Raw genomic sequence first — 23,378 nt, 5'->3', positions numbered from 1 at the left:
ATGTGTATAAGAGACAGCGCCGGTACAGGTCACCACGAGGTCGCCGATACGTGCCAGATGCCCGTCCCGCACCGGCCCGAATACCCCTGAGGCGACGGCCTGTTCGCGGGTTTGCACCAGGGCGCGCCCGGCCAGGCGTTCGGTCCAGGCCGCCAGCACGTCGGCTGTCGCGCCCGGCTCGGTGTGCAGGTAGCGCACCCGCGGCTCACCGGCGACCACCCGGATTCCGGCCCGCAACGCCGGGTCGGCGTCGAGGTCGATGCGGGCCTCCTCGGGCACGTTGAGCCCGCCGTGGTCCGCGGTCACCAGCAGCGCCGTGTCGCGCGGCAGCTCCTCGAGGAGATGCCGCAGCAGCGCATCGACTTTGGCGGCCGCGGCGTGCCAGTGCGGTGAGCCGATTCCCGACACATGCGCGGCGTGGTCGAGTGCTGCGGTGTAGCCGTAGACCAAGCCCGGCGCGGCCAGCTCCGCGGCGACCCGCCGCGCGTAGGGCTCGCCCTTGGCCACCGGGCGAAACTCCGCGCCCCGGTAGGCGGACTCGGTCAGCCCACTGCCGACGAACATCTCCGGCAGCACGGCGCGGGCCGCCACGCCGGCGTCGCGCAGCCGCTCGAACCAGGTGGGCACCGGCTGCCAGAGCGCCGGCGGCGGCTCGTCACCCCAGAAGATGTGCGTGAGTACCTGATCCGTTCCGGGGACATTGACGGTGAAGCCCAGCACGCCATGCTCGCCCGGGGGTACGCCGGTGCCCAGCGAGACCAGGCTGGTCGGTGTGGTGGAGGGGAACGTGCAAGACAGTTCGGTCAGTTGACCGGTGGTACCGGCCAGCACCGAGGCCAGCAGCGGGGCGTCCCGCGTCAGCTGCGGCAACAGCTGGTAGCCCAGCCCGTCGACCAGCACCACCGCCACCCGTTGCACGCCACCGACGCGCTCGCGCAGACCGAGTGTGTCGGTCGCGCCCGAAACTCCAAGCAGCGCGGCCGCGGACGGCAGGATGTCGCAGATCGAACCGGGCACCGGTTCAGCCTGCCATCGATCGGCGCCGCGCTGCAGCCCAGGAGCTAGCTGACGCCGTCGCCCTCGGCTTTCGGCAGATCGGCGCCGGGCTTGGCAGCGCTGGTGTTCGACTTGGTCTTGGTGTTATTGCCGCCCTGGGCACCTGAGCCGTTACCGCCACCGCCGGAACCACCGCCGCCGTTGCCTCCGCTGGGCATGCTGAGCTTGGGGAAGCTGGTGGAGTTGTTCGAGTTTTCCGAGTCGCCGGTGTCATGCTCGCCATTGGCAGGTGTCGGGGTGGTGTCGCCGGAGTTGGTGTCGGTGGGCGTGCCCGGGCTGGACTCGGTGGCCGGTTCTGGACTGAGTTGCCCTGGCTCGCCGTGCAACAGCTGATCGAGTTCTGCCAGCGGGTCCTGCAGGACTCCGGAGGCGGCCAGGTCCACCGAGCCCGCCGGAAGGTCGGCCACGTCGACAGGGTCGGGGCCGGCACTCGCCGCGCCGATCACGATGTCGAGTAAGTCCTCGAGGTCGGCGTGCGCCGCCGGTGCGACCAGCAAGCAGAATCCGGCGGACACAATCGTGGCCGTCACACGGGCCGCCGCCCGCTGCCCTCGGCTCAAGCCGCCACCCCGGGGACCGCTCATCCGTCCAGACCTTCCTCGATGAACCTGGCCCGGCGACGGTCCGCCAGGCCGAGGACGAACGTAGTCGTTTATCGCTCACTTACGCGACCCGGAAAGCCCGTTGAATAACAATGTTCAAAAAGCGTTCACTTTCCGTCACCGCTCCAGCCACCACCCCTCGAGACGCGGCATTTCCCCTGGTAAAGCCCGGAATTGAGATCGGCGCCACAAAGGCCGTGGCCAAACACACGGCGAATAATTCGGCTACCCACATAAAAGGGCCCACGGCTCCTATCTTTTATTGAAGATCGGCCATCTGCGGGATATAAGAATCAGCACGAGCGATAAGCGTCACCAACGGGCTCACCGCGTCCGTGCGGCGAACCACCCGTGCGCCGACAGTCAGCGGGTTAGCGTTCGTGGCGTGGACACACCCCCAATCGATCTCGGCTCCTGGATCGCCCGGCGGGCCGCCGCGACGCCGAACCTCCCCGCCATCACCTACGGCGAAATCACCTGGACCTACCTGGATTTCGCAAATCGGATCGACAGGCTGGCGGCCGAGCTGGCCGCCGGAGGGATGCAGCGCGGGGACCGGGTCGGCTACGCGGGCCTCAACCACCCGGACTTTCTGGTCACGTTGTTCGCCGCGGCACGGATCGGCGCCTCGTTCGTGCCACTGAACTGGCGACTGACCGCCGATGAGTTCGGCTACATCCTGGGCAACGCGCAGGTACACACCCTGGTCGCCGATGCCGAGCGCGCCGCAGTGATCGATGCGGTGCGCCGACAGGCCGGCCTGCGCCGGGCGATCGCGCTGACGCCGGTCCCGGGCTGGGAGGTGCTCGACGAGCTGCTGGCCGAACGGGCGCCCCTGGCCGACCCGGTCTTCGCCGAGCCCGACGACATCGCGGTGATCATGTACACCTCTGGCACCACCGGGCACCCCAAGGGGGCCATGCTCACTCACGCAAACCTGTTCTGGAACAACATCAATGCCCTGCTGACGTTCGACACCAGCCAGCACGACGTGTCGCTGGTCTGCGCGCCGCTGTTTCACATCGGTGGGCTCAACGTCACCACGCTGCTGACCCTGCAGAAGGGCGGCCGGATCGTGCTGATGCCCACCTTCGATCCAGCCGAAGCGCTGCGACTCCTCGCCGAAGAACGGGTCACCACCATGTTCGGGGTGCCGGCGATGTTCTTGTTCATGAGCCACCGGCCGGAGTTCGCCGACACCGACCTGTCCAGCGTGCGCAGCTTCGTCTACGGTGGCGCGCCGGTGCCCGAGCCACTGATCCGCCGCTACGCCGAGCGCGGCATTCCGTTCGCACAGGGCTACGGGCTCACCGAGACCGCCCCGCTGGCCTTGGTGCTGCGCACCGATGAGGTCGGCGTGAAAATCGGCGCCGCGGGCAACCAGGTACTGCCGCTGTCGGATGTGCGGCTTGTCGATCTCGAGAACCAGCCGGTGCCGGCCGGCACGCGCGGGGAGATCTGCGTGCGAGGGCCGCAGGTGATGGCCGGCTACTGGCGCAATCCCGAGGCAACCGCGGCAGTGATCGACGGTGAGGGATGGTTTCACACCGGCGATATCGGCCAGGCCGACGACGAGGGCTATGTCTGGGTGCTCGACCGGGTGAAGGACATGGTGATCTCCGGCGGCGAGAACGTCTACCCGGCCGAGGTCGAAGACGTGCTGTACGGACATCCGGCCGTCGCCGAAGTGGCGGTGCTGGGCACCCCGCACGAGAAGTGGGGCGAGGCGGTGACGGCCGTGGTGGTGCTGCGGCCGGGCGCCACGTTAGAGCTCGATGAGCTGCGAGACCACGCCCGGCAGAAGCTCGCGGCGTTCAAACTGCCGATCCGGCTGGAGTTCGTCGACGCCTTGCCCCGCACACAGTCCGGGAAAGTGGTGAAGTACCAGCTCCGAGAGGTGCTCTCCGGCCGACCAGACAGACAGTGATGTCACAGGTGACGCGCAGGTAGTAAGCAGCGCCCTTCCAGAGTCCTGCAGCTTTTGTTAAGTTCCGGTAAATTCCGGATCTGAACCCCCTGAATCTGGTTCGGCGTTATGGCCGCGACCGCTGCACCGAAGAGGTACCCAATGGCGCCCCAGCGCAAATCCGTTGCGTCCCAGCGCCGCCACCGCACTCTGGCAGCGAGCGCCGTGCTGACGCTGGGACTGAGCCCGGTGGGATTCGCGCCCACCGCCAGTGCCGATCTGGAAGATCTGCTCGACCCGAGCTACTGGATGGACCCGGCCAGCTGGTTCGACCCGGGCGATGTCGGCAGCGCGGTGTTCGACCCCAGCGCCCTGGGCCTTGGGGATCTGTCGAGTTGGTTCGACGGTCTGGGAGCGGCCGACTTCAGCTTCTCCACGTTCAGTTTCGATGACTTCGCGCAGAGCATCTACCTGGATCTGCACACCGGCATGCAGGACTGGATGTCCAGTTCCTTCGGGCAGCAGATCGGCGATCTGATCAATCCGATGTTCGCCTCCGACTCCGTGTGCGGACTGATCTGCAACGGCCTGGCCGGCACCGAGGACGACCCGACCGGCGGCGGCGGTGGCTGGCTGTTCGGCGACGGCGGCGCGGGCTATGACTCCGATGTGGCCGGGGTGGCCGGCGGCAACGGCGGCGCGGCCGGGTGGTTCGGCAACGGTGGTGCCGGCGGTATCGGTGGCGCCGGCGCCGACGGCGGTGACGGCGGCACCAGCGGAACCCTGATCGGGATCGGCGGCGCGGGCGGCCAGGGCGGCGATGCCGTGGCCGGAGGGGACGGCGGTAACGGCGGCGACGGTGGCGGTGCGGCCGGAAAGTGGTTCTCCTTCGGCGGCGTCGGCGGCAACGGCGGGGCCGGGGTCGATGCAACGGACGGCGCCGGCGGGGCCGGTGGTCACGGCGGCAACGGGGGTACAGCGGTCGCGAACGGCCCGACCGCCGGCGGCTCGAAACCGTCGGTCGGCGCCAACCTGTTCAAGATCGGCGGCGCCGGGGGCACCGGCGGTGCCGGCGGTAGCGGCGACACCGGCGGCGCGGGCGGCAACGGCGGCGGCGGCGGTCTGTCGTGGACGCGGTACGGCGGGGTCGTCGGCGGGGCGGCCGGTGACGGTGGCATCGGCGGCGCCGGCAACGATCTGGGCGGCGCGGGCGGCACTGGTGGCCTCGGCGGCGGCACCTTCTCGCTGTTCGGTGGCACCGGCGGGCAGGGCGGCACCGGCGGCGCCGGGGGTGCCGTGGACGGCGACGGCAGCACCGCGGGGGCCGGCGGCACCGGTGGGCAGGGCGGCACCACGTTCGCGATCTTCGGCGGTAACGGTGGAGCTGCCGGCGACGGTGGTGCCGGTGGCGCCGCCGACGGCGACGGCAGCACCGCGGGAGCGGGCGGTAACGGCGGTGCCGGCGGGCTCGGCGGATTCCTGTTCGGCGGCACCGGCGGCAACGCCGGCGACGGTGGTGTCGGCGGTGCTGTCACCGGCGCCGACAGTGCCGCCGGCGCGGGCGGCAACGGCGGCACCGGTGGACTTGGCGGCTTCTTCAGCGGCGGGCAGGCGGGTTCCGGCGGTAACGGCGGCACGGGTGGCGCCAGCAGCGGCACCGGTGGCATCGCCGGTGCCGGCGGTGACGGCGGCGGCGCCGGCTCGCTGGCCAACTTCTTCAGTTCACCGGATCAGATCATTACGGCGTTGACCCAGATCTCGACAGTCAACGGCAAGGACCCCGCGGACCTTCAGGAACTCCTCGACAAGGTCGCCGAGCTGTCCGGCAACCCACTGTTGTCGCTCACCTCGGGCAGCGGACTTTTCGGCGGTTCGGGAGCCGATGGCGGTGCCGGCGGGGCCGGAGGATTCGCCAGCGGTGACGGCGGCCACGCCGGGGACGGCGGCGACGGTGGCGTCGGCAGCGCCGGCGGCGGCCTCCTAGGAGGCTCAGGTACGCCCGGCAGTGGTGGCGCCGGCGGTAATGCCGGCGACGCCAGCGGTGCCGGTGCGGTCGCCGGCAACGGCGGCAGGGGCGGCGACGGCGCCTCGGCGGGCCCGCTCTCGGGCAGTGGCGGTAACGGCGGCAATGGCGGTACCGGCGGAAACGGCAGCGACGGCGCCTCCGCTGGCTACGGCGGCAGCGGCGGCAGCGGCGGAAACGGTTCGTTCCTAGGCGGCAGTGGAGGCGCCGGCGGTGCCGGCGGGTCCGGGGGCACCAGCGGCGGCGGCGTCGCCGGCCAGGGCGGTGCCGGTGGCACCGGCGCCACCGGCTTCGGTGACTTCTTCAGTGCGCTAGGCAATATCGTCAACGGCGGCGCTCGACCGGATATCGGTTCGGGCGGCGGCGGCGGTGGCGGCGGTGGCGGTGCTGGAATCGCCGGCACCGGCGGCAACGGCGGCGACGGCGGCGACGGGCTGCAGTCCGCCGGTGGTGCGGGCGGCGTCGGTGGTGCCGGCGTCGACGGCGGGACCGGAGGCACTGGCGGGAGCGGCGCCCAGGGCGGTTCTCTGCCTTCCCTGACCGACGGCACCGCCGGCGGCAATGGCGGCGCCGGTGGCGCGGGTATCGGAGCCGGGAGTGTCGGCGGCAACGGTGGAGACGGCGGCGTCAGCACCACCGCGCAGGGCGGTACCGGCGGCAACGGCGGCACCGGACTGGACGGCGGTACCGGCGGAAACGGCGGGCGCGGCGGTAACGCGGGTACCGGCGGCGCCAGCCGCACCTCGCCTGGCGATGACTCGACCGACACCATCACCGTGCCCGGCGGTGTCGGCGGAGCCGGCGGCAACGGCGGCAATGGAGGTACCGGCACCGCTGCGGCCACCGGCGGTGACGGCGGCGCCGGGGGCAACGGCGGCAACGGCGCCGACGCCACCGAGACCGGCCCCGGCGGCGCCGGCGGCGCGGGCGGCACCGGCGGCACCGGCGGCCAGATCGGCCCGAACGGCGACGGTAGCGGCGGCGTCGGAGGCAACGGAGCCGACGGCGGTACGGACGGTGTGGCCGGTGCGGCGGGCGGAGCCGGCGGCAGCGGTAGTGCCGATGGCACGCCGGGTGCGCCTGGGACGCCCAGCGCGCCTTCCGACAGCGCAAGCTGACCTGATCCAAGCCACGCTCTGGGTGGCAGGATGAACGAATGGCAACCGGCGCCGCCTCTGATACCCCGGCCTTCAACCCGATCGATCCGCTGAGCCTGGACACCCTGCTCTCCGACGACGAGATCGCGCTGCGCGACACCGTCGCCAAGTTCTGCGCCGAACACGTCATGCCGCACATCGCCGAATGGTTCGAGATAGGCGACCTCCCGGCCCGTGAACTGGCCCGGGAGTTCGGCAAGCTCGGGCTGCTGGGCATGCACCTGGACGGCTATGGCTGTGGCGGTGCGTCGGCGGTGCATTACGGACTGGCCTGCGTGGAGCTGGAGGCCGCCGACTCCGGCCTGCGTTCCCTGGTGTCGGTGCAGGGCTCGCTGGCGATGTATTCGATCTACAACAACGGCTCCGAAGAGCAGAAGCAGCAATGGTTGCCAGGCATGGCCGCCGGGGAGCTGATCGGCTGCTTCGGGCTGACCGAGCCCGACGTCGGCTCCGACCCGGCCGCCATGACGACCCGGGCCAGGCGCGATGGAACCGATTGGGTTCTCAATGGCCGCAAGATGTGGATCACCAACGGCTCCATCGCTGACGTCGCGGTGGTGTGGGCGGCCACCGACGACGGTGTCCGCGGTTTCATCGTGCCCACCGACACCCCGGGGTTCAGCGCCAACACCATCCACCACAAGCTGTCACTGCGCGCCTCGATCACCAGTGAACTGGTGCTCGACGACGTGCGCCTGCCGGCCGAGGCCCTGCTGCCCCAGGCCCGCGGCGTCAAGGGCGCGTTGGCCAGCCTGTCCGAGGCGCGCTACGGAATCATCTGGGGCGCAATGGGTGCGGCCCGCTCGGCCTGGCAGGCCGCCCGCGACTACGCCACGCAACGCACCCAGTTCGGCAAGCCGATCGCCGGCTTCCAGCTCACCCAGGCCAAGCTCGTCGACATGGCCCTCGAGCTTCACAAGGGACAGTTGTTGTCCCTGCACCTGGGCCGGCTCAAAGACAATGCCGGTCTGCGCCCCGAGCAGGTCAGCTTCGGCAAGCTCAACAACACCCGAGCCGCGCTGGAGATCTGCCGAACCGCGCGAACCATCTTGGGCGGCAACGGGATATCGCTGGAATACCCGGTGATCCGGCACATGGTCAACCTGGAGTCGGTGCTGACTTATGAGGGCACCCCCGAAATGCATCAATTGGTGCTCGGCCAGGCGTTCACCGGTCTCAGCGCTTTCCGCTGATGCGGCGCAACGGCCCCGGAAGGCAAACCTGGGCTTCCCTGATGAATTCTCACATGGCAGGCTTGTGAAAATGACGAGTCGCGAGGTTCTTGGGCAACGGGCGGCGGCATTCCTGGCGCTGCACCAACCGGGCAATCCGGTGATCCTGCCAACCGTGTGGGACGTGTGGTCGGCGAAGCTGGCCGTCGGCGCCGGATTCGCAGCGCTGACCATCGGCAGCAAGCCGGTCGCCGAATCGCTGGGCAAGGCCGACGGCGAGGGCATGTCGTTCGCCGAGGTGCTGGACCGAGCCCGCAAGATCACCGCCGCCGTCGATGTGCCGGTGTCCCTCGACATCGAATCCGGTTACGCCGAGTCGCCGGACCGCCTGGTCGAGAGCCTGCTGGATGCCGGCGTGGCCGGATGCAATATCGAAGACTCGGTGCACAGCGAAGACAAGCGGCTGCGGTCGTCGTCCGAGCACGCCGAGTACGTGGCCGCGCTGCGGACAGCCGCCGACGCCGCAGGCCCACATCTGGTGATCAACGCCCGCACCGATCTGTTCCTGCGTAAAGACGGCGACGACACCGACCGGGTCGACCGGGCCATCGCGCGGTTGACCGAATGCGCGCAGGCGGGCGCGGACGTGCTCTACCCGGTCGGTTTCCATGACGCAGAAACCCTGCGCATCCTGGCCGAAGCCCTGCCGAAGCCGGTCAATGCGCTCGCCGCACCCGATACCGCCGACCCGGCCTCGTTCGGCGCGCTCGGCGTCGCACGGATCAGCTTCGGACCGCTGCTGCAGGCCGCCGTGGGCAAGCACGCCGGGGAGGTCCTGGCCCGCTGGGCCTGAGCACATCCTTCCGCGCCGTCGACACCGAATTTGACACCTGTTAAGTTCGTCGTCGTGGACAACATTCGCGGTAAGACCATTGCCATCACCGGCGCCGCCCGTGGTATCGGGCTGGCCACCGCCACTGCCCTGCTGGCGCGTGGCGCTCGAGTCGTCATCGGCGACCGTGACGTCGCGGTTCTCGACAAGGCGGTCAAGCAGCTGAGTTCGGGCGGTCAGGTCAGCGGCCACCCACTGGACGTCACCGACCGCGAATCGTTCTCGACGTTCCTGGACAAGGCCCGTGCCGACGGTGACGGCCACATCGACGTGCTGATCAACAATGCCGGCGTCATGCCGGTCGGGCCGTTCCTCGACCAGTCACCCGAATCGATCCGCTCGGCGACCGAGGTCAACTTCTACGGCGTGCTCAACGGCTGCCAGTTGGTCCTCCCGGAGATGATCAAGCGCCGCCGCGGCCACATCATCAACATCGCCTCGCTGGCCGGCATCGTCGCCGTGCCCGGACAGGTGCTCTACGCCGGAACGAAATTCGCCGTCGTCGGTCTGAGCACCGCGATGTCCGACGAGTTCGCACCGCAGGGCGTCAACGTCTCTGCCGTGCTGCCCACCTTCACCAACACCGAACTGATCTCGGGCACGACGCCGTCGGCAGCCCAGAAGCCGGTGGAGCCCGAAGACATCGCCGCCGGCGTCGTCAAGGTGCTCGACAAGCCCAAGACCCTGGTCTCGGTGCCCAGCTTCGGGCGTCGCGTCTCGATCCTGGCGAGCCTGCTGCCGGACCGGGGCCGTCGCTGGCTCAACAAGAAGACCCACAACGACACCGTGTTCTTGCAGTTCGACACCGCGGCACGCAAGGCCTACGAGGACCGCGCCCAGCACGCCACCGGCGTCGTCGAAGACGACTGAGCACCCCGGGATCACTCCCCGAGTGATCCCGGGCAACTGCCTATCGCAGCGCCTGATCCAGGTCGGCGATCAGGTCGTCGGTGCCTTCCAGCCCGACGGAGATCCGCACCACCCCGTCGCCGAGTCCGATCGCGGCGCGCCCGTCGGGCCCCATCGCCCGGTGGGTGGTGGTGGCCGGGTGGGTGATCAACGACTTCGCATCGCCCAGGTTGTTGGAGATGTCGATCAGTTTCAGTTTGTCCAGCAGCTCGAATGCCCGCTGCTTGGCACCACTGTGCGGCCCGTCGAGTTCGAAGGTGATGACGGTGCCGCCGCCGGACATCTGTTTGCGCGCCAACTCGTATTGCGGGTGCGACGCCAAGAAGGGGTAGCGAACCCAACTCACCGCCGGATGCTGCTCCAAGAACTCCGCGATCTTGAGCGCCGCGGAATTTGCGAAGTCAACCCGAATCGCCAGCGTTTCAAGGCCTTTCAACAAGATCCACGCGTTGAACGCACTCAGCGCCGGTCCAGTGTGTCGCATCAGGGTTTGCACCGGACCGTCGATGTAGTCCTGATCGCCCAGAATCGCCCCGCCCAGGACGCGTCCCTGCCCGTCGAGATGCTTGGTGCCGGAGTACACCACCACATCCACCCCCAGCGGTAGACCCTGCTGCAGCAGCGGGGTGGCGAAAACGTTGTCCAGCACCACTTTCGCGCCGGCGGCGTGGGCCAGCTCAGTGACCGCGGCGATGTCCACCAGCGACTGCATCGGGTTGGACGGCGTCTCGAAGAACACTGCCTTGGTGGGTACCGAAAGTGCCTGCTCCCACTGCGCCAGGTCCTCACCATCGACGAACACTGTTTCCACGCCCCAACGCGGGAGGATCTCGTTGCAGATCACGAAGCAGGACCCGAACAGGCTGCGCGCGGCGACCAGACGATCGCCGGCCTTCAACAGCGCACCGAGTGCCACGAACACCGCCGCCATGCCGCTGGCGGTGGCGAACGCCGCGGGGGCCCCTTCGATCAGGCGTAGTCGTTCCTCGAACATCGAGACCGTGGGGTTGCCGTAGCGCGAGTAGACGAATCGGTCCACCTCGCCGGTGAACGCCTGCTCCGCGGCGGCCGCGGAGTCGTAGACGTATCCCGAGGTCAGAAACAGCGCCTCGGCCGTCTCCTCGAACTGGGTGCGTAGCAGCCCGCCGCGCACCCCGATAGTGGCCGCGCTGACCCCGTCCGGCAGCGGTTTGGGGATGCGGACGGAGCGGGTCGGTCCCGCGTCGCTCATGACTGCGTCCAGGGCAGGCCGACTGCGCGCCAGCCGGTGCCTCCCCGGTGGCCGTGCTCATCGAGATTGCCCTCGAAGCCGTCCAGCACGTTGTAGGACGGCGTCAAGCCCAGTGCGGTACCGGTTTCGGCGGCCCCGATGGAACGGTTGCCCGAGCGGCACAAGAAGATCGCCGGCCCGCCGGCAACGCGCGCCGCCAGTTCACGGGAGAAGTCGCGGTTGGGCGTTCCATCGGAGTGAACCCACTCGATGCAGACCAGTTCGCGGCCCAGATCGGAGACGTCGGGCAGTCCGACGAAGCGCCATTCGGCGTCGGTGCGAACGTCGATGAGCGTTGCCGCCGAGTCGTCGCGCAGTATCGCCCAGGCCTGCTCAGGTGTGATATCCCCTGCGTAGCTCACCTGCGGAAGTCTCGCACCTGAACCAGGTCGACGCCACGGGGGGTCACGGCCACAGCTTGCCCAAAATGGTCGCCACCTGCGCCGCACGGTCCCGGGCGACCGCGGCGTCTGGCCCGGTGGCCAGCGCCAATCCCAGCCGCCGGCGGGGGTGCCCCTCGTGGTGGGAGAACACCACGACATCACTTTCAGTCACGCTGAGTGCATCGGCGACCACCGCTAGCCGGTCCGGCCCGGACTGGCCGTCCACCTCGGCAGCGGTACCGACGCGGCGGCGCGAATAGATCAGCCGAGCGGCGCCGGGCGAGACCATGATGGTGTCGGTCGCCAGCCCGAGGATCCCGCGCGCCTGCAACTCGAACCCCGAGAGCCGCTGGGTGCGCAACGTCAGCAGGTTGGCGTCATAGGGGCGCACATTGACCCCGGCGAAATACACCTCGTCGCCGTATACCAGGAGCTCCACCCCGAACAAGCCGCGTCCACCGAGCGCGCGAGCCACCCGCGCGGCGATCGACTTGGCCGCACCCAGCGCCACGGCGTTCATCGGGTGCGGTTGCCAGAACTCCACCGTCAGTTGCCCATTGGGCTCCTCGACACTGCGGTGGCCGATGGGTGCGCAGAAGTCCAGCGCCGGCCCGTCCGGACCGTCCCGATGCACAGCCAGCAGAGTGACCTCGCTGTCAAACTCCACCATGGTCTCGGCCAGCACCCGCGGCGGTGTCTCCGACGCGCTGGCCGCCACCGCGCGCTGCCAGGCGGGTTCGATGTCGCTGTCGCGGACCATCACCGAACGGCCCTCGCCGAGCGAGCCGCCCACCGGTTTGACCGACGTCGGGTAACCGGCCCGCTGGGCCACCTCCCGGAGTTCCTCCACCGACCCGGCGAACCAGAACGGTGCCGTAGGCAGCCCCAACTCCTCGGAGACCAGCCGCCGCAAGCCCTCGGGGTCTGCGGCCAACCGGGCTCCGCGGATACCGGGCACCAGTTGGGTGACGCCGGTGTCGGTGGCCGCGGTCAACGCGTCGGTTGCCACCACCTCGGAGGCGACCACCACGAATTTCGGCTGCAGCCACCGGATAGCCGCCGCCAGTTCGTCGTTGTCGCCGAGATCGACCACCACGGAGCGATCCACAATGCCGTGCAACGCGGCATCGGCGTAGCGGTCGACGGCGATCACCTCGGCGCCGAGGCGCTGCAGCGCCGTCACCAGCTCGCGGCTGAGATCACCCGACCCGAGCAATGCAACGCGGGTACGGCTGGGACCGTCGACGGGCAACCGCTCGGTCGCCAACTCCCCCGGCTCGCCGTTCACCGCCCCACCCTCCCCGCGCCACGGCAATGTTGCATGCTGCTCCAGGATAGGGGGAAAGCCGACCGGGGTGCAGCGACCGCGCACGCCGCGCTGTCAGGGCCTGCATCGGCGGGATCGCGACGATGGCGACGCTGAATCTGGACTAGCGGTCCTGGCGCATCCGAATAGAGTCGATCCCATGAGTGCACTGACCTCACCGAAGACCTACACGGGCCTGGCCGCCTTCCAGGCCGCCGACGCGGTGTTGTGCGCCATCCCAGCGCCGTTCATCACCACCGCGCTCGACACCGTCGGATGCCCGCAAGAGATCAGGCCGGTGCTGCCGATCGTCAAAGCCGCCTCAGCGGTCGGCCTGCTATCGGCACACCGGTTTCCGGGACTGGCACGGCTGACAACCGCGGCGTTGACGTTGTATTTCGTCCTGGCGGTCGGCGCGCACATCCGGGTCCGCGACAGCATCGCCAACACCGTGCCCGCCGCGTCGTTTCTGGCCCTGTTCGCGTCGATGACGCTGCGCGGACCACAGCGCAGCGGTTAGGGCTAGTTAGGGCTGCCCCGGCAGCAGTCGCACCATCAGGCCCTGCGCCTCGGCCAGCACCGTGCCGTCGGTGTCGGTGAGTTCGGCACCGATGAATGCCTTACGTCCCTCGGCCCGCTCGATCCGGGCGTGCACCAGCAGCGGGGTGTCGATCGGGGTGACCTTGCGGTAGTCGACGTGCAGGAACGCCGTGCGGCTGATCGGCCGGTTGGCCGCGTGCACCACCATCCCGAACATCCAGTCGAACAGCAGCGGCAGCACGCCACCATGCACTGCGAAGTTGCCGCCCACATGGAACCGGCTGAACGAGCCCGTCATCGACACACCGTCCGGCTCGAACCGGCTGACCCGCCACGGCGGCAGCAGCAGGCTGCCCATTCCCGGCAGTGACGGCGCCCGCCCGGCCGGGGCGACAGCCTGCGACGCCGGGAATTTCTCCAGCAGCCCCACCAGCGCGTCGACGCGGTCAGCGGCCTCATCCCAGGTGGCGTCGTCGGGGTCGGTCGACACCGCCAAGTCCTGCAGACGCCGCATCGTGGTGAGGAACCGTGCGAAGCCTGGGCTCGGGTCGACGACCGCGTAGTCCGGGAATCCACCGTGACTGGCGTAGTCCGGGTCGGTGGCCGTGTCGTCAGCGCCCGGGGACTGCCCCTCGCTCACGCGCCGGTGCCCCTCACCACGTCGCGTCGCACAATGGTCTGCTCCCGTCCGGGACCGACCCCGATGCACGAGACCTGCGCGCCGGCGATCTCCTCGAGCCGCGACACGTAGTCGCGCGCGTTGGCGGGCAAGTCCTCGAAGGTGCGGGCACCGGAGATGTCCTCCCACCAGCCCGGCAGTTCCTCGTAGACCGGCTCGGCGCGGGCGAACTCTTCCTGGGTCATGGGCAGCTCGTCGGTGCGTTTGCCGTCGACGGTGTAGCCGACGCAGACCGGCACGGTCTCCAGGCTGGAGAGCACGTCGAGCTTGGTCAGGAAGTAGTCGGTGATGCCGTTGACCCGGGTGGCGTAGCGCGCGATCACCGCATCGAACCAGCCGCAGCGCCGCTGACGCCCGGTGGTCACCCCGACCTCGCCGCCGGTCTTGGACAGGTATTTGCCGTTGGCGTCGAACAGTTCGGTGGGGAACGGTCCCGAACCCACCCGGGTGGTGTAGGCCTTCAGGATGCCCAGCACCGTGGTGATGCGGGTCGGGCCGACACCGGATCCCACTGCGGCGCCGCCCGCGGTCGGGTTGCTCGACGTCACGTAGGGGTAGGTGCCGTGGTCGACGTCGAGCAGGGTGCCCTGCGAGCCTTCCAGCAACACGTTCTCACCGCGGTCCAGCGCGGCGCCCAGCAGCAGCCCGGTGTCGGCGATGCGGTGTTTGAAGCCCTCGGCCTGCTCCAGCAGATCTTCGAGCACCTGCTGGGGCTCCAGCGCCTTGCGGTTGTAGATCTTGACCAGCACCTGGTTCTTGAAGTCCAGGGCGGCCTCGATCTTCTGGGCCAGCGACTCGTGGTCGAGCACATCGGCGACCCGAATCCCGATCCGGGCGATCTTGTCCTGGTAGCAGGGACCGATGCCGCGGCCGGTGGTGCCGATCTTCTTGCTGCCCATGTAGCGCTCGGTCACCTTGTCGATGGCCACGTGATAGGGCATCAGCAGATGCGCATCGGCGGAGATCAGCAGCCGCGAGGTGTCCACGTCACGGCGTTCCAGACCCTCCAACTCGACCAGCAGCACCCCCGGATCGACCACGACACCGTTGCCGATGACGTTGGTGACGTGCGGCGACAAGATCCCCGACGGGATCAGGTGCAGCGCGAAGTTCTCCCCGGTGGGCAGGACCACCGTGTGGCCGGCGTTGTTGCCACCCTGGTAGCGCACCACCCACTGGACTCGTCCGCCGAGTAGGTCGGTCGCTTTACCTTTGCCCTCGTCGCCCCACTGGGCGCCGATGACGACGATTGCCGGCATGGAATTCTCGCTAACTGTCTTGGCTTACTGTGGTCCAGCCGGTGACTGAGCCTATCTGAAGAGATTCACAAGGAGCGTGTTGAACGCCACTAACGGCACGGAGAGCCTGCAGCTGCCGTCCGAAACCGTCGTCCTGCTGTTTGCCGGACGTCGTCTGCCGCGCCCCTTGCGAGGGCTACCCACAGTGCAATTCGGCGACGATACGAGCACCGATGACCCGAACGCCTTGGACGCCGCGATCGACCGCTACGGCAGGTTGGCCGTCGTCGGCGCGGACGCGGACCTGGCGCGAATACTGACCCGTCTGCTGCGCACCGACCGGCTCGACGTCGAGGTCGGGTACGTGCCGCAACGACGCACACCGGCCACCGCGGCCTACCGGCTGCCGGCCGGGTGGCGGGCCGCACGGCGGGCCCGGCGGGGTGCTGCTCAGCCGGTGCCGCTGGTCCGCGACGACGCCGGCACCGCACTGGTGGGTGTCGGCCGGTGGCTGCCGGTGGACGGCGCCGCGGTGCTGCACGGTGAGGGAATCGTCGACGACGCCGCCCTGTTCGACGGAGATGTGGCCGAGGTGCTGATCGAGCCGACGGGCACCGCGCCGGGAGTGCGCGCCGGTCTCCCGGGCCGGCGCGGCCGGGTACGACGCTGGGTGGCGGGCCGCGCCGCCCAGCTGGGCACCACCGGCGCGCTGGTGGTGCGCGACGGCGTCTACAGCAGCCGAACGGTGAAGCGGTCCACCTTTTATCGCCACATCGAGGACTGGCTGCTCGTGCGATGACGAGGCCGGCCGGAGGACCGCCGAGAGCGTCCCGGCCGCACGGTGGCTAGCTTCTACTGGGTGAACGTGCATCCGCTGCGCGGGCAGGCGGTACGGCCCAGCCCGGTCTTCCTGGCACTGGTGGCCGTGACTGTCCTGGGCGGTGCGCTGGCGTGGCGGGCCGGTGAAGAGATCCGGCCGCTCGCCTACGCCGGGGTGTTCGTGTTCGTCATCGCCGGCTGGCTGGTCTCGCTGTGCCTACACGAGTTCGGCCACGCCTACACCGCCTGGCGGTTCGGTGACCACGGTGCAGAGATGCGCGGCTATCTGACCCTCAACCCGCTGCGCTACACCCATCCGGGTCTGTCCCTGGTGCTGCCGATGCTGTTCATCGTGCTCGGCGGCATCGGGCTGCCCGGCGGGGCGGTCTATGTGCAGACGTCGTTCATGACGCCGCGGCGGCGCACCCTGGTCAGTCTGGCGGGTCCGGCCGCCAACCTGGTGCTGGCCGTGCTGTTGCTGGGTGCCACCCGCGCCCTGTATGACCCTGCGCATCCGGTGTTCTGGTCCGGGGTGGCGTTCTTGGGCTTCCTGGAGCTGACCGCGGTGGTACTGAACCTGCTGCCGGTCCCGGGACTCGACGGCTACGGCGCGCTGGAGCCGCACCTGAGCCCGGCGACCCGACGCGCCGTGGCGCCGTTCCAGCAGTGGGGCCTGCTGGTGCTGCTGATGTTGCTGCTGGCGTCGCCGATGCTGAACCAGAAGTTCTTCTCGCTGGTGTTGTGGTTCTTCGACCTGTTCGATGTGCCGCGCCTGCTGGTGTCGTGGGGTTTGAGCCTGACCCAGTTCTGGAATTCCTGGTTCTGAGTTCCCCGCCCGGTGTGAACCCGACTTCACGCCCAACAGCGGGCCAGTCCGCCTATATTCACCTCCCATGGGCGCCGGTCACGATCACCGTCACACCGACTCCCGGCTGTCTCGAATGGTCCTCGGCGCCGCCATCCTGAGCGCGTTCTTCGTCATCGAACTGACCACGGCGATCACCATCAACTCGATGGCCCTGCTGGCCGACGCAGGCCATCTTCTGACCGATCTGGCCGCCCTGTTCATGGGGGCGGCCGCGGTGATGTTGACCCGGCGCGGCAGCACGTCACCGTCGCGCACCTACGGCTGGCACCGCGCCGAGGTGTTCACCGCGGTCGCCAATGCGGTGCTGCTGATCGGGGTGGCGACGTTCATTCTCACCGAGGCGATCCGCCGCATCGGCACCGCACCGGACGTACCCGGGGTGCCGATGATCGTGGTCGCCCTGGCCGGAATCACCGTCAATGTCGGCGTCGCGTGGGTGCTGCGATCGCACTCGACCGAGAGTCTGGCGGTGCGCGGCGCCTACATGGAGGTGGTCGCCGACACCGTCGGCAGCGTGGGCGTGCTGATCGCCGGCGTGGTCACCATCACCACCGGCTGGCCCTACGCCGACGTAGTGGTCGCGGTCTTCGTCGCGCTATGGGTGCTGCCCCGGGCGTTCGCACTGGCCGGCGCGGCCCTGCGGATCCTGTCCGAGGCCTCCCCCAGCCACATCGATGTCGCCGAGCTGCGCGCGGCGCTCGCCGCCGTCGACGGCGTCACCGACGTGCATGACCTGCACGTCTGGACGTTGGTGCCCGGCCAGGACATGGCCACCGCCCACCTGGGCACCAGCGCCGACGCCGGCCGCGTATTGGCCGACGCCCGGGCCGTGCTGGCCGCCCGCGGGCTTACCCACGCCACCGTGCAGGTGGAGCCTGCCGGGCAGGGTGGTCGTTGCCCACTCGGGTGATGCCCTAGGTGTTCTCGACGGGTACGCCGTGGGTCAGCTCAGCCCCAGCGCGGTGCGAGCGCCGGGATCGCAGTCGTCGAGCAGAGCCAGGCAGCGCGTCTGTTCGTCGGTCTCCCCGATGGTGGTGGCGGCACGCGCCAGCGCGGCCACACACCGCAAGAAGCCACGGTTGGGTTCATGCGCGTACGGCACCGGGCCGTAGCCCTTCCAGCCGTTGCGGCGCAGCTGGTCCAGGCCCCGGTGGTAGCCGGTGCGCGCGTAGGCGTAGGCGGTGACCGCCCTGTCCTCGGCGAACGCCGCTTCGGCCAGCGCCGCCCATGCCACCGAGGCAGCCGGATGCGCGGCCGCGACGAGCTCGGGGTTCTGGTTGGCCCGCAGGGCGGCCTCGGCGTCGGGGTCGCCGGGCAGCAAGATCGGATCGGGGCGCAGGAGATCACCGGTGAGGGTCACATCGTTCATTGTGCCGTGCCGTCCATGGCCAGCCACTCCGGCGATCGGCAGGCTCGCTCAGTAAACTAGCGCCAGCCGATCCGAATCAGCCGGCGGACATTGGAGGATCAGCCACTCATGCCGAACCCACCGGAACCGGACAACAGTGAGCCGACCGACGACGAAGCCAGCGCTCCCACTGAGCAGCCCGACGGCGACGAGACCGCGACGGCCATCCTGGCGGAGACACCGGCCGAAGCCGACGCCGTCACCGAGGTGATCACCACCGAGGCCACGCCCACCGAACCCGGTCCCGACGGGTCACCGGAACGCCGCTTCACCGCACCCGGATTCGACGCCGGGCACACCGAGGTCATCCCGTCGATGGGCGATGCCGAAACCGAAGTGATCGCCCAGCAAGGCGACGAGACGGGAAAGGCGATACCGCAACAGATCCCGGCGCGGGTCGGCGGCAAACTGCCGTCGACCGTCTCGCGCAGCTGGGGCTGGGTGATGGCGGTGATCCTGATCATCATGGCGCTCGCGGTCATCGCGGTGCTGGGCACGCTGTGGCTGACCCGCGACACTCGCCAGGCCGCCTCGCAAGAAGAACATGTGCGCACCACGATCCAGAACTTCGACATCGCCATGCAGAACGGTGACCTGGCCGCACTGCGCAGCCTCACCTGCGGCGACATCCGCGACCGCTACGTCAACTACGACCAGAAGGCCTGGGACGACACCCACCGCCGAATCGCGGCGGCCAAGCAATACCCGGTGGTCGCCAGCATCGACGAGGTTGTCGTCAACGACGGCCAGGCCGAGGCCAATGTCACCGCTTTCATGGCCTACGAACCGCGGGTCCGCTCCACTCGTAGCTTCGACCTGCAGTTCCGCGACGACCAGTGGAAGATCTGCCAGTCACACGGGAGCTAGCAACGCCCATCGACTCTGCGCCCCGGCGGGGCCGGCTCGAACCGCCCCGCCGTGAACGCGCCGAGTCAGCGACTCAGGCCAGGCTCTTGCCGGCGCTGTGCAGGTCGTTGCAGGCCTCGATGACCCGCTCGGTCATTGCGGCCTCGGCCTTCTTGAGGTAGCTGCGCGGGTCGTAGGTCTTCTTGTTGCCGACCTCGCCGTCGATCTTGAGCACCCCGTCGTAGTTGGTGAACATGTGCGCGGCGATCGGGCGGGTGAACGCGTACTGGGTGTCGGTGTCGACGTTCATCTTCACCACACCGTGCTGCAACGCCTCTTCGATCTCGGACTTCAGCGAACCCGAGCCGCCGTGGAAGACGAAGTTGAACGGCTTGGAGCCGGCCGCCAGACCCAGCTTCGCCGCCGCCACCTTCTGACCGTCGCCCAGGATGTCGGGGCGCAGTTTGACGTTGCCGGGCTTGTAGACGCCGTGCACGTTGCCGAAGGTGGCGGCCAGCAGGTACTCGCCGTGGTCGCCGACCCCGAGGGCGTCGATGGTCTTCTCGAAGTCCTCGGGGGTGGTGTAGAGCTTCTCGTTGATCTCGGCTTCCACCCCGTCCTCTTCGCCGCCGACCACGCCGATCTCGATCTCCAGGATGATCTTGGCGGCCGCCGCCTTGGCCAGCAGCTCCTTGGCGATTTCCAGGTTCTCGTCGATCGGCACCGCCGAGCCGTCCCACATGTGCGACTGGAACAGCGGGTTCTCGCCGGCCTTGACCCGCTCAGCCGAGATCGCCAGCAGCGGCCGCACGAAGCCGTCCAGCTTGTCCTTCGGGCAGTGGTCGGTGTGCAGGGCCACGTTGATCGGGTACTTGGCGGCGATCACGTGGGTGAACTCGGCCAGTGCCACCGCGCCGGTCACCATGTCCTTGACGCCCAGGCCGGAGCCGAACTCGGCGCCGCCGGTGGAGAACTGGATGATGCCATCGCTGCCGGCGTCGGCGAAGCCCTTGATCGCGGCGTTGATGGTCTCCGATGACGTGCAGTTGATCGCCGGGAACGCGTACGCATTCTGCTTAGCGCGGCCCAGCATCTCGGCGTAGACCTCGGGGGTGGCGATGGGCATGGGAACTCTCTCCTCTTGGCTGACCGAACCTGCCCCCGAGTATCTCAGGGGCGGTTTCACCGGTACCCCCCGGTATGTTGGTGCGTCATGAGCACCACCGTGGTCGCGATGCCCGGCCTGCTGGACCCGATGTACTGGCTCGGTTCCGGGGGCATCTTCCACGGCGCCGTACTGCCGGCCATCCTGGTGGTGGTCTTCATCGAGACCGGTCTGCTGTTCCCCCTGCTGCCGGGTGAATCACTGCTGTTCACCGGTGGTCTGCTGGCCGCCAAGGGGCTGGCTCCCGACATCTGGATTTTGGCGCCCGCAGTCGCTGTGGTGGCGGTGCTGGGCGATCAGTGCGGCTACTTCATCGGCCGGCGGATCGGGCCGGCGCTGTTCAAGAAGGAAGATTCCCGCTTCTTCAAGAAGCACTACGTGACCGAGTCGCACGCGTTCTTCGAGAAGTACGGGCCGTGGGCGATCATCCTGGCCCGGTTCGCGCCGTTCGTCCGGACGTTCGTGCCGGTGGTCGCGGGTGTCTCCTACATGCGCTACCCGGTGTATCTGGCGTTCGACATCGTCGGCGGCATCCTGTGGGGCGCCGGCGTGACGACGCTGGGTTACTTTCTGGGCAACGTGCCGTTCGTCCACGAGAACCTGGAAAAGATCATCCTGGTGATCCTGTTCGTCTCGATGATCCCGGCGTTCATCGCCACGGCGAAGGCCTACCGCAGCCGCCGCGGCGGCGGAGCACCCGCGGACGCCACCGCTGACTCGGCGCTCACGGCGCAACAGCCCGAGTAGACCGGGCGCTCAGGGCAGAGTCACCGGGCCGGTGCGGCGGCCGCGACACAGTGCGCGGCCTCCATCAGCATCCAGCCGCCCAACTGCACCGACAGGTCACGTTCGGGGATCTCGGATTCGCGCACCGCACCGGCAATGGAGGTGGCCACGACGCCATCGGCCCGGGGCAGCTCCGCGGGCTGGTCCCAGAACGCCCCGAACAACGGCAGCCCGTCGACCGATTGCCGGTAATCCCACGCCGATTTCGCCGATGACAGCACCAACCCGCCGGCGGTGTCGCGTGCCTCGGCGTCGGCGGCGGACTCCTCCGGCAGCGCGGTGGCGACCAGTGCCAGGTAGCGGGCGGTGATCCCGGCGAACAGCCCGCCGTCGCCGCCGCCGGCGCCCTTGATCACCCCGCCCGGGGCCATCCGCTTGCTCACCGCGGCCACCAGCCGGCGCACCCGGGCGGCGTGGCGCGGGTCCCCGGTGCGCACCGCCAACTCGGTCTCGAGCCCGAGCACCACGCCCTGGCAGTAGGTGTACTCGGCACGCACCAGCGAACCCTCCCTGATGCCGTCGAACACCAGGTCGGTGTCCGGGTCGATCAGGGTCGCTTCGATCCAGTCGCCCATTTGCTGGGCACGCTCCAGCCACCCGGGTTCGCGGGCCAGAAATATCCCGGCCGGGCCGTTGGCGGGGGCGTTGAAGAAGGGGGCGGTGAACTGTTCGTCCTTGCGCCATGGAATGCCACCGCCGGCTTCGGGCATCCATGATTCGGTCAGCTCGCGAGTCAGGGTGCCCAAGGCGCGGTGTCGGTCGACACCGGTGACGGTGGCTGCGCGTTGGATCGCCAGTGCCAGCCAGGCCATGTCGTCGTAGTAGGCGTTGGTCCAGCGGCCCACGTTGCGCAGCCGGTGGGTGCGGATCTGCCGTTTGATCCGTGTCACCCGTTCGGGTTGTGGATCCCGCAGCTGGGCATCGACCAGGCAGTCGATCAGGTGGGCCTGCCACCAGTAGTGCCAGTGTGGGGCGCGCCGGATCGGCGGCCAGGCGACCACGCCGAGCTGGGTGCCCGGCAGATGCCAGAGCGACTTGAGGTGTCTCGCGCTGACGGCAGCCTCGGCGCTCTCGGCCCGATTTGCCCAGAGGAGATCCATGGGGTCCATGGCCCTAGATCTTGCCGCATAAGCCGAACGCGCAACTTTCCCGCGGATCGGCCGCGGGAAAGTTGCGCATCGCTCGGCGGTCGGCGGTCAGAACGGCAGCTCGACACCGGCCCCATCACTGAGCTGGCTGACGATGTCGAGAATCCACTGAACGCCCGGCGAATTCTCCAGGATGTCTATCACCTCATCCATCGAATTGGTCAGCGTCTCCTCCGTCGACGTCAACCAGTTCATCATCGATTCCCCGGCGAGGTTAGCCAGCAGATCCAGCTGGCTGCCCGCCTCGGGGAAGAGATCGTCGAGGCTGATGGTGCCGTCGACAACCGCATTGATCGCCCCCGGTACGACCGCGTAGATCCCCATCAGCTCCCACGTGAGCATGCCGCCGGCATAGCCCGATGCGAGCTCCAGCAGAGAGTTGAGCTGGTCGCCGTCCTCGGCCGAGATCCCCAGCAAGCCGTACACCCAGCCGAGGTCGATGTCCGCCATCGGGCCGAAAAGAATGTTGGGGTCGTTGCCGATGGACTCAAAGAATCCCGCGAACCAGGGCAGGGGGTCCCAGCCGGGGGCGAGGATATCGGTGAACAGGTCATAGCGGTCGGAAACCCAGTCCGCCAGTCCCGAGATCCCGGCAAAGGACAGGAAGGGCTCGAGCCAGCCGGCCCACTCGACCGCGGTTTGGCCGTACGACAGGGTCGTCGCGGTCAGATCGTCGGCGTAGGCCTGCGCCAACACGGCGGAGTCGAACATCTCCCAACCGTCGGGGGTAAGGAACTCGACGTCCGTCCAGCCCAGGCTGGTCAGCGCGACTCCGGCGCCGACGGTGTGCGCCGCCGCGCCGGGCACCGCCCCGGGAGCGGTGATGACCGCGCTGGCAGCTACCAAAGCGACACCCATGGTGGCGCAGGGACGCAAACTCTCACGTATTTTCATAGCAAACCTCATTCCTGGCCGAATCTGGCAACCGGTACGCTAACTCGTTCCTTAACGGCGCCGATACAGGGAAATCCCTGGAATTCGTCCCGAATTACCCTGTTGGGACTGGGTTTTTACCGGTGATCGCTCGCGCAAAGCGTGAACAGAGAGCGGTCCGGCATGACGAAACCCCGTCAATCCACTCAGCAGAACCGGAATGAAACATATAGTTATCCAACATAGGGTCTGCTGCACGGATAGGTGACAGTTTCGGTCACGCGGCCTGACTGGCCGGTGTGGTCATGATCGTCTCGTATTCGATCGGGGTC

22 protein-coding genes are annotated in these 23,378 nt (G+C 68.8%); 11 read left to right on the top strand and 11 right to left on the bottom strand.

What is annotated here, in order from left to right:
- Nucleotides 1-1,017 (bottom strand): nucleotide pyrophosphatase/phosphodiesterase family protein (locus LI94_RS11775; RefSeq protein WP_046301291.1); only part of this gene is annotated, 1,017 nt, incomplete at its 3' end.
- A gap of 44 nt (nucleotides 1,018-1,061) precedes the next feature.
- Nucleotides 1,062-1,640, bottom strand: a complete 579-nt coding sequence (locus tag LI94_RS11770; protein ID WP_239651208.1) for a hypothetical protein — start codon at nucleotides 1,638-1,640, stop codon at nucleotides 1,062-1,064.
- A 403-nt stretch (nucleotides 1,641-2,043) separates the two neighbouring features.
- Here LI94_RS11770 and LI94_RS11765 point away from each other — a divergent pair, with 403 nt between their 5' ends.
- The 5 genes from LI94_RS11765 to LI94_RS11745 all read left to right on the top strand — a co-directional run bounded on the left by LI94_RS11765 (nucleotide 2,044) and on the right by LI94_RS11745 (nucleotide 9,678).
- Nucleotides 2,044-3,585 (top strand): long-chain fatty acid--CoA ligase, encoded by a 1,542-nt coding sequence (locus LI94_RS11765; protein WP_046301290.1) that lies wholly within the window; start codon nucleotides 2,044-2,046, stop codon nucleotides 3,583-3,585.
- Between the two features lie 141 nt (nucleotides 3,586-3,726).
- Nucleotides 3,727-6,705: a PGRS repeat-containing protein gene (locus tag LI94_RS23790; protein ID WP_052739923.1), complete on the top strand. Its 2,979-nt coding sequence runs from the start codon at nucleotides 3,727-3,729 to the stop codon at nucleotides 6,703-6,705.
- Between the two features lie 38 nt (nucleotides 6,706-6,743).
- Nucleotides 6,744-7,937, top strand: coding sequence for an acyl-CoA dehydrogenase family protein (locus tag LI94_RS11755; protein WP_024440155.1), 1,194 nt, complete (start codon nucleotides 6,744-6,746; stop codon nucleotides 7,935-7,937).
- 70 nt (nucleotides 7,938-8,007) lie between these two features.
- Nucleotides 8,008-8,769 (top strand): isocitrate lyase/phosphoenolpyruvate mutase family protein, encoded by a 762-nt coding sequence (locus LI94_RS11750; RefSeq protein WP_046301289.1) that lies wholly within the window; start codon nucleotides 8,008-8,010, stop codon nucleotides 8,767-8,769.
- Between the two features lie 54 nt (nucleotides 8,770-8,823).
- A complete protein-coding gene (locus tag LI94_RS11745; protein ID WP_024440157.1) occupies nucleotides 8,824-9,678 on the top strand; it encodes an SDR family oxidoreductase in 855 nt (284 codons plus the stop codon).
- Nucleotides 9,679-9,718: 40 nt separating this feature from the next.
- On the opposite strand, the gene LI94_RS11740 is transcribed toward LI94_RS11745, so the two are convergent.
- Genes LI94_RS11740 through purT form a run of 3 tightly spaced genes read right to left on the bottom strand, consistent with a single transcriptional unit; the run spans nucleotide 9,719 to nucleotide 12,658 of the window.
- Nucleotides 9,719-10,948 (bottom strand): O-succinylhomoserine sulfhydrylase, encoded by a 1,230-nt coding sequence (locus LI94_RS11740; protein ID WP_046301288.1) that lies wholly within the window; start codon nucleotides 10,946-10,948, stop codon nucleotides 9,719-9,721.
- Nucleotides 10,945-11,349, bottom strand: coding sequence for a rhodanese-like domain-containing protein (locus LI94_RS11735; RefSeq protein ID WP_024440159.1), 405 nt, complete (start codon nucleotides 11,347-11,349; stop codon nucleotides 10,945-10,947). Before LI94_RS11735 ends, LI94_RS11740 begins: the two co-directional genes overlap by 4 nt.
- 43 nt (nucleotides 11,350-11,392) lie before the next feature.
- Nucleotides 11,393-12,658 carry a formate-dependent phosphoribosylglycinamide formyltransferase gene (purT, locus tag LI94_RS11730; protein WP_046301287.1) on the bottom strand — a complete coding sequence of 422 codons (1,266 nt, stop codon included), beginning with the start codon at nucleotides 12,656-12,658 and terminating at the stop codon, nucleotides 11,393-11,395.
- A gap of 178 nt (nucleotides 12,659-12,836) precedes the next feature.
- On the opposite strand from purT, the gene LI94_RS11725 reads away from it, so the two are divergent.
- Nucleotides 12,837-13,196 (top strand): DoxX family protein, encoded by a 360-nt coding sequence (locus LI94_RS11725; RefSeq protein ID WP_024440161.1) that lies wholly within the window; start codon nucleotides 12,837-12,839, stop codon nucleotides 13,194-13,196.
- Nucleotides 13,197-13,202: 6 nt separating this feature from the next.
- On the opposite strand, the gene LI94_RS11720 is transcribed toward LI94_RS11725, so the two are convergent.
- Together LI94_RS11720 and LI94_RS11715 are read right to left on the bottom strand one after the other, a co-directional pair.
- Nucleotides 13,203-13,856, bottom strand: coding sequence for a PaaI family thioesterase (locus tag LI94_RS11720; protein ID WP_024440162.1), 654 nt, complete (start codon nucleotides 13,854-13,856; stop codon nucleotides 13,203-13,205).
- Nucleotides 13,853-15,154 carry an adenylosuccinate synthase gene (locus LI94_RS11715; RefSeq protein ID WP_046301286.1) on the bottom strand — a complete coding sequence of 434 codons (1,302 nt, stop codon included), beginning with the start codon at nucleotides 15,152-15,154 and terminating at the stop codon, nucleotides 13,853-13,855. The genes LI94_RS11720 and LI94_RS11715 overlap by 4 nt, the downstream gene beginning before the upstream one ends.
- Before the next feature lie 184 nt (nucleotides 15,155-15,338).
- Here LI94_RS11715 and LI94_RS11710 point away from each other — a divergent pair, with 184 nt between their 5' ends.
- From LI94_RS11710 to LI94_RS11700, 3 genes are all read left to right on the top strand, one after another.
- The gene (locus LI94_RS11710) at nucleotides 15,339-15,932 is read left to right on the top strand and encodes a peptidase M50 (protein ID WP_125078355.1); all 594 of its coding nucleotides are present in this window, start codon (nucleotides 15,339-15,341) and stop codon (nucleotides 15,930-15,932) included.
- 60 nt (nucleotides 15,933-15,992) lie between these two features.
- Nucleotides 15,993-16,778 (top strand): site-2 protease family protein, encoded by a 786-nt coding sequence (locus LI94_RS11705; RefSeq protein WP_046301292.1) that lies wholly within the window; start codon nucleotides 15,993-15,995, stop codon nucleotides 16,776-16,778.
- A 67-nt stretch (nucleotides 16,779-16,845) separates the two neighbouring features.
- Entirely contained in the window at nucleotides 16,846-17,730 is an 885-nt protein-coding gene (locus LI94_RS11700) for a cation diffusion facilitator family transporter (protein ID WP_024440166.1), read from the top strand.
- A gap of 33 nt (nucleotides 17,731-17,763) precedes the next feature.
- Here the strand turns inward: LI94_RS11700 and LI94_RS11695 are convergent, their stop codons facing one another.
- On the bottom strand, nucleotides 17,764-18,180 hold the full coding sequence (locus tag LI94_RS11695; protein ID WP_192830958.1) for a DUF3151 domain-containing protein: 417 nt from the start codon (nucleotides 18,178-18,180) through the stop codon (nucleotides 17,764-17,766).
- A gap of 117 nt (nucleotides 18,181-18,297) precedes the next feature.
- On the opposite strand from LI94_RS11695, the gene LI94_RS11690 reads away from it, so the two are divergent.
- The gene (locus LI94_RS11690) at nucleotides 18,298-19,095 is read left to right on the top strand and encodes a membrane protein (protein ID WP_046301284.1); all 798 of its coding nucleotides are present in this window, start codon (nucleotides 18,298-18,300) and stop codon (nucleotides 19,093-19,095) included.
- Between the two features lie 73 nt (nucleotides 19,096-19,168).
- Here the strand turns inward: LI94_RS11690 and fbaA are convergent, their stop codons facing one another.
- Nucleotides 19,169-20,200, bottom strand: a complete 1,032-nt coding sequence (fbaA, locus tag LI94_RS11685; RefSeq protein ID WP_046301283.1) for a class II fructose-bisphosphate aldolase — start codon at nucleotides 20,198-20,200, stop codon at nucleotides 19,169-19,171.
- 87 nt (nucleotides 20,201-20,287) lie between these two features.
- On the opposite strand from fbaA, the gene LI94_RS11680 reads away from it, so the two are divergent.
- A complete protein-coding gene (locus tag LI94_RS11680) occupies nucleotides 20,288-20,986 on the top strand; it encodes a DedA family protein (RefSeq protein WP_024440170.1) in 699 nt (232 codons plus the stop codon).
- Between the two features lie 20 nt (nucleotides 20,987-21,006).
- Here LI94_RS11680 and LI94_RS11675 read toward each other — a convergent pair whose 3' ends face one another.
- Complete coding sequence (locus LI94_RS11675) at nucleotides 21,007-22,125, bottom strand: glycoside hydrolase family 76 protein (RefSeq protein WP_024440171.1); 1,119 nt, start codon at nucleotides 22,123-22,125, stop codon at nucleotides 21,007-21,009.
- A 96-nt stretch (nucleotides 22,126-22,221) separates the two neighbouring features.
- The gene (locus LI94_RS11670) at nucleotides 22,222-23,067 is read right to left on the bottom strand and encodes a hypothetical protein (RefSeq protein ID WP_125078354.1); all 846 of its coding nucleotides are present in this window, start codon (nucleotides 23,065-23,067) and stop codon (nucleotides 22,222-22,224) included.
- Nucleotides 23,068-23,378 lie beyond the last annotated feature (311 nt).

This window comes from Mycobacterium sp. UM_Kg27, assembly GCF_000972905.1.
In the GTDB taxonomy this organism is placed as follows: domain Bacteria; phylum Actinomycetota; class Actinomycetes; order Mycobacteriales; family Mycobacteriaceae; genus Mycobacterium.
This window is presented reverse-complemented; position numbering and strand designations above follow the sequence as displayed.

What these genes read in the sequence shown, in the direction of transcription:
- LI94_RS11725 (WP_024440161.1), top strand. Translation starts at nt 12,837, where the DNA reads ATGAGTGCACTGACCTCACCGAAGACCTACACGGGCCTGGCCGCCTTC.
- LI94_RS11700 (WP_024440166.1), top strand. Translation starts at nt 16,846, where the DNA reads ATGGGCGCCGGTCACGATCACCGTCACACCGACTCCCGGCTGTCTCGA.
- LI94_RS11740 (WP_046301288.1), bottom strand. Translation starts at nt 10,948, where the DNA reads ATGAGCGACGCGGGACCGACCCGCTCCGTCCGCATCCCCAAACCGCTG.
- LI94_RS11675 (WP_024440171.1), bottom strand. Translation starts at nt 22,125, where the DNA reads ATGGATCTCCTCTGGGCAAATCGGGCCGAGAGCGCCGAGGCTGCCGTC.
- LI94_RS11750 (WP_046301289.1), top strand. Translation starts at nt 8,008, where the DNA reads ATGACGAGTCGCGAGGTTCTTGGGCAACGGGCGGCGGCATTCCTGGCG.
- LI94_RS11755 (WP_024440155.1), top strand. Translation starts at nt 6,744, where the DNA reads ATGGCAACCGGCGCCGCCTCTGATACCCCGGCCTTCAACCCGATCGAT.
- LI94_RS11670 (WP_125078354.1), bottom strand. Translation starts at nt 23,067, where the DNA reads ATGAAAATACGTGAGAGTTTGCGTCCCTGCGCCACCATGGGTGTCGCT.
- LI94_RS11715 (WP_046301286.1), bottom strand. Translation starts at nt 15,154, where the DNA reads ATGCCGGCAATCGTCGTCATCGGCGCCCAGTGGGGCGACGAGGGCAAA.
- fbaA (WP_046301283.1), bottom strand. Translation starts at nt 20,200, where the DNA reads ATGCCCATCGCCACCCCCGAGGTCTACGCCGAGATGCTGGGCCGCGCT.
- LI94_RS11770 (WP_239651208.1), bottom strand. Translation starts at nt 1,640, where the DNA reads ATGAGCGGTCCCCGGGGTGGCGGCTTGAGCCGAGGGCAGCGGGCGGCG.
- LI94_RS11690 (WP_046301284.1), top strand. Translation starts at nt 18,298, where the DNA reads ATGCCGAACCCACCGGAACCGGACAACAGTGAGCCGACCGACGACGAA.
- LI94_RS23790 (WP_052739923.1), top strand. Translation starts at nt 3,727, where the DNA reads ATGGCGCCCCAGCGCAAATCCGTTGCGTCCCAGCGCCGCCACCGCACT.
- LI94_RS11680 (WP_024440170.1), top strand. Translation starts at nt 20,288, where the DNA reads ATGAGCACCACCGTGGTCGCGATGCCCGGCCTGCTGGACCCGATGTAC.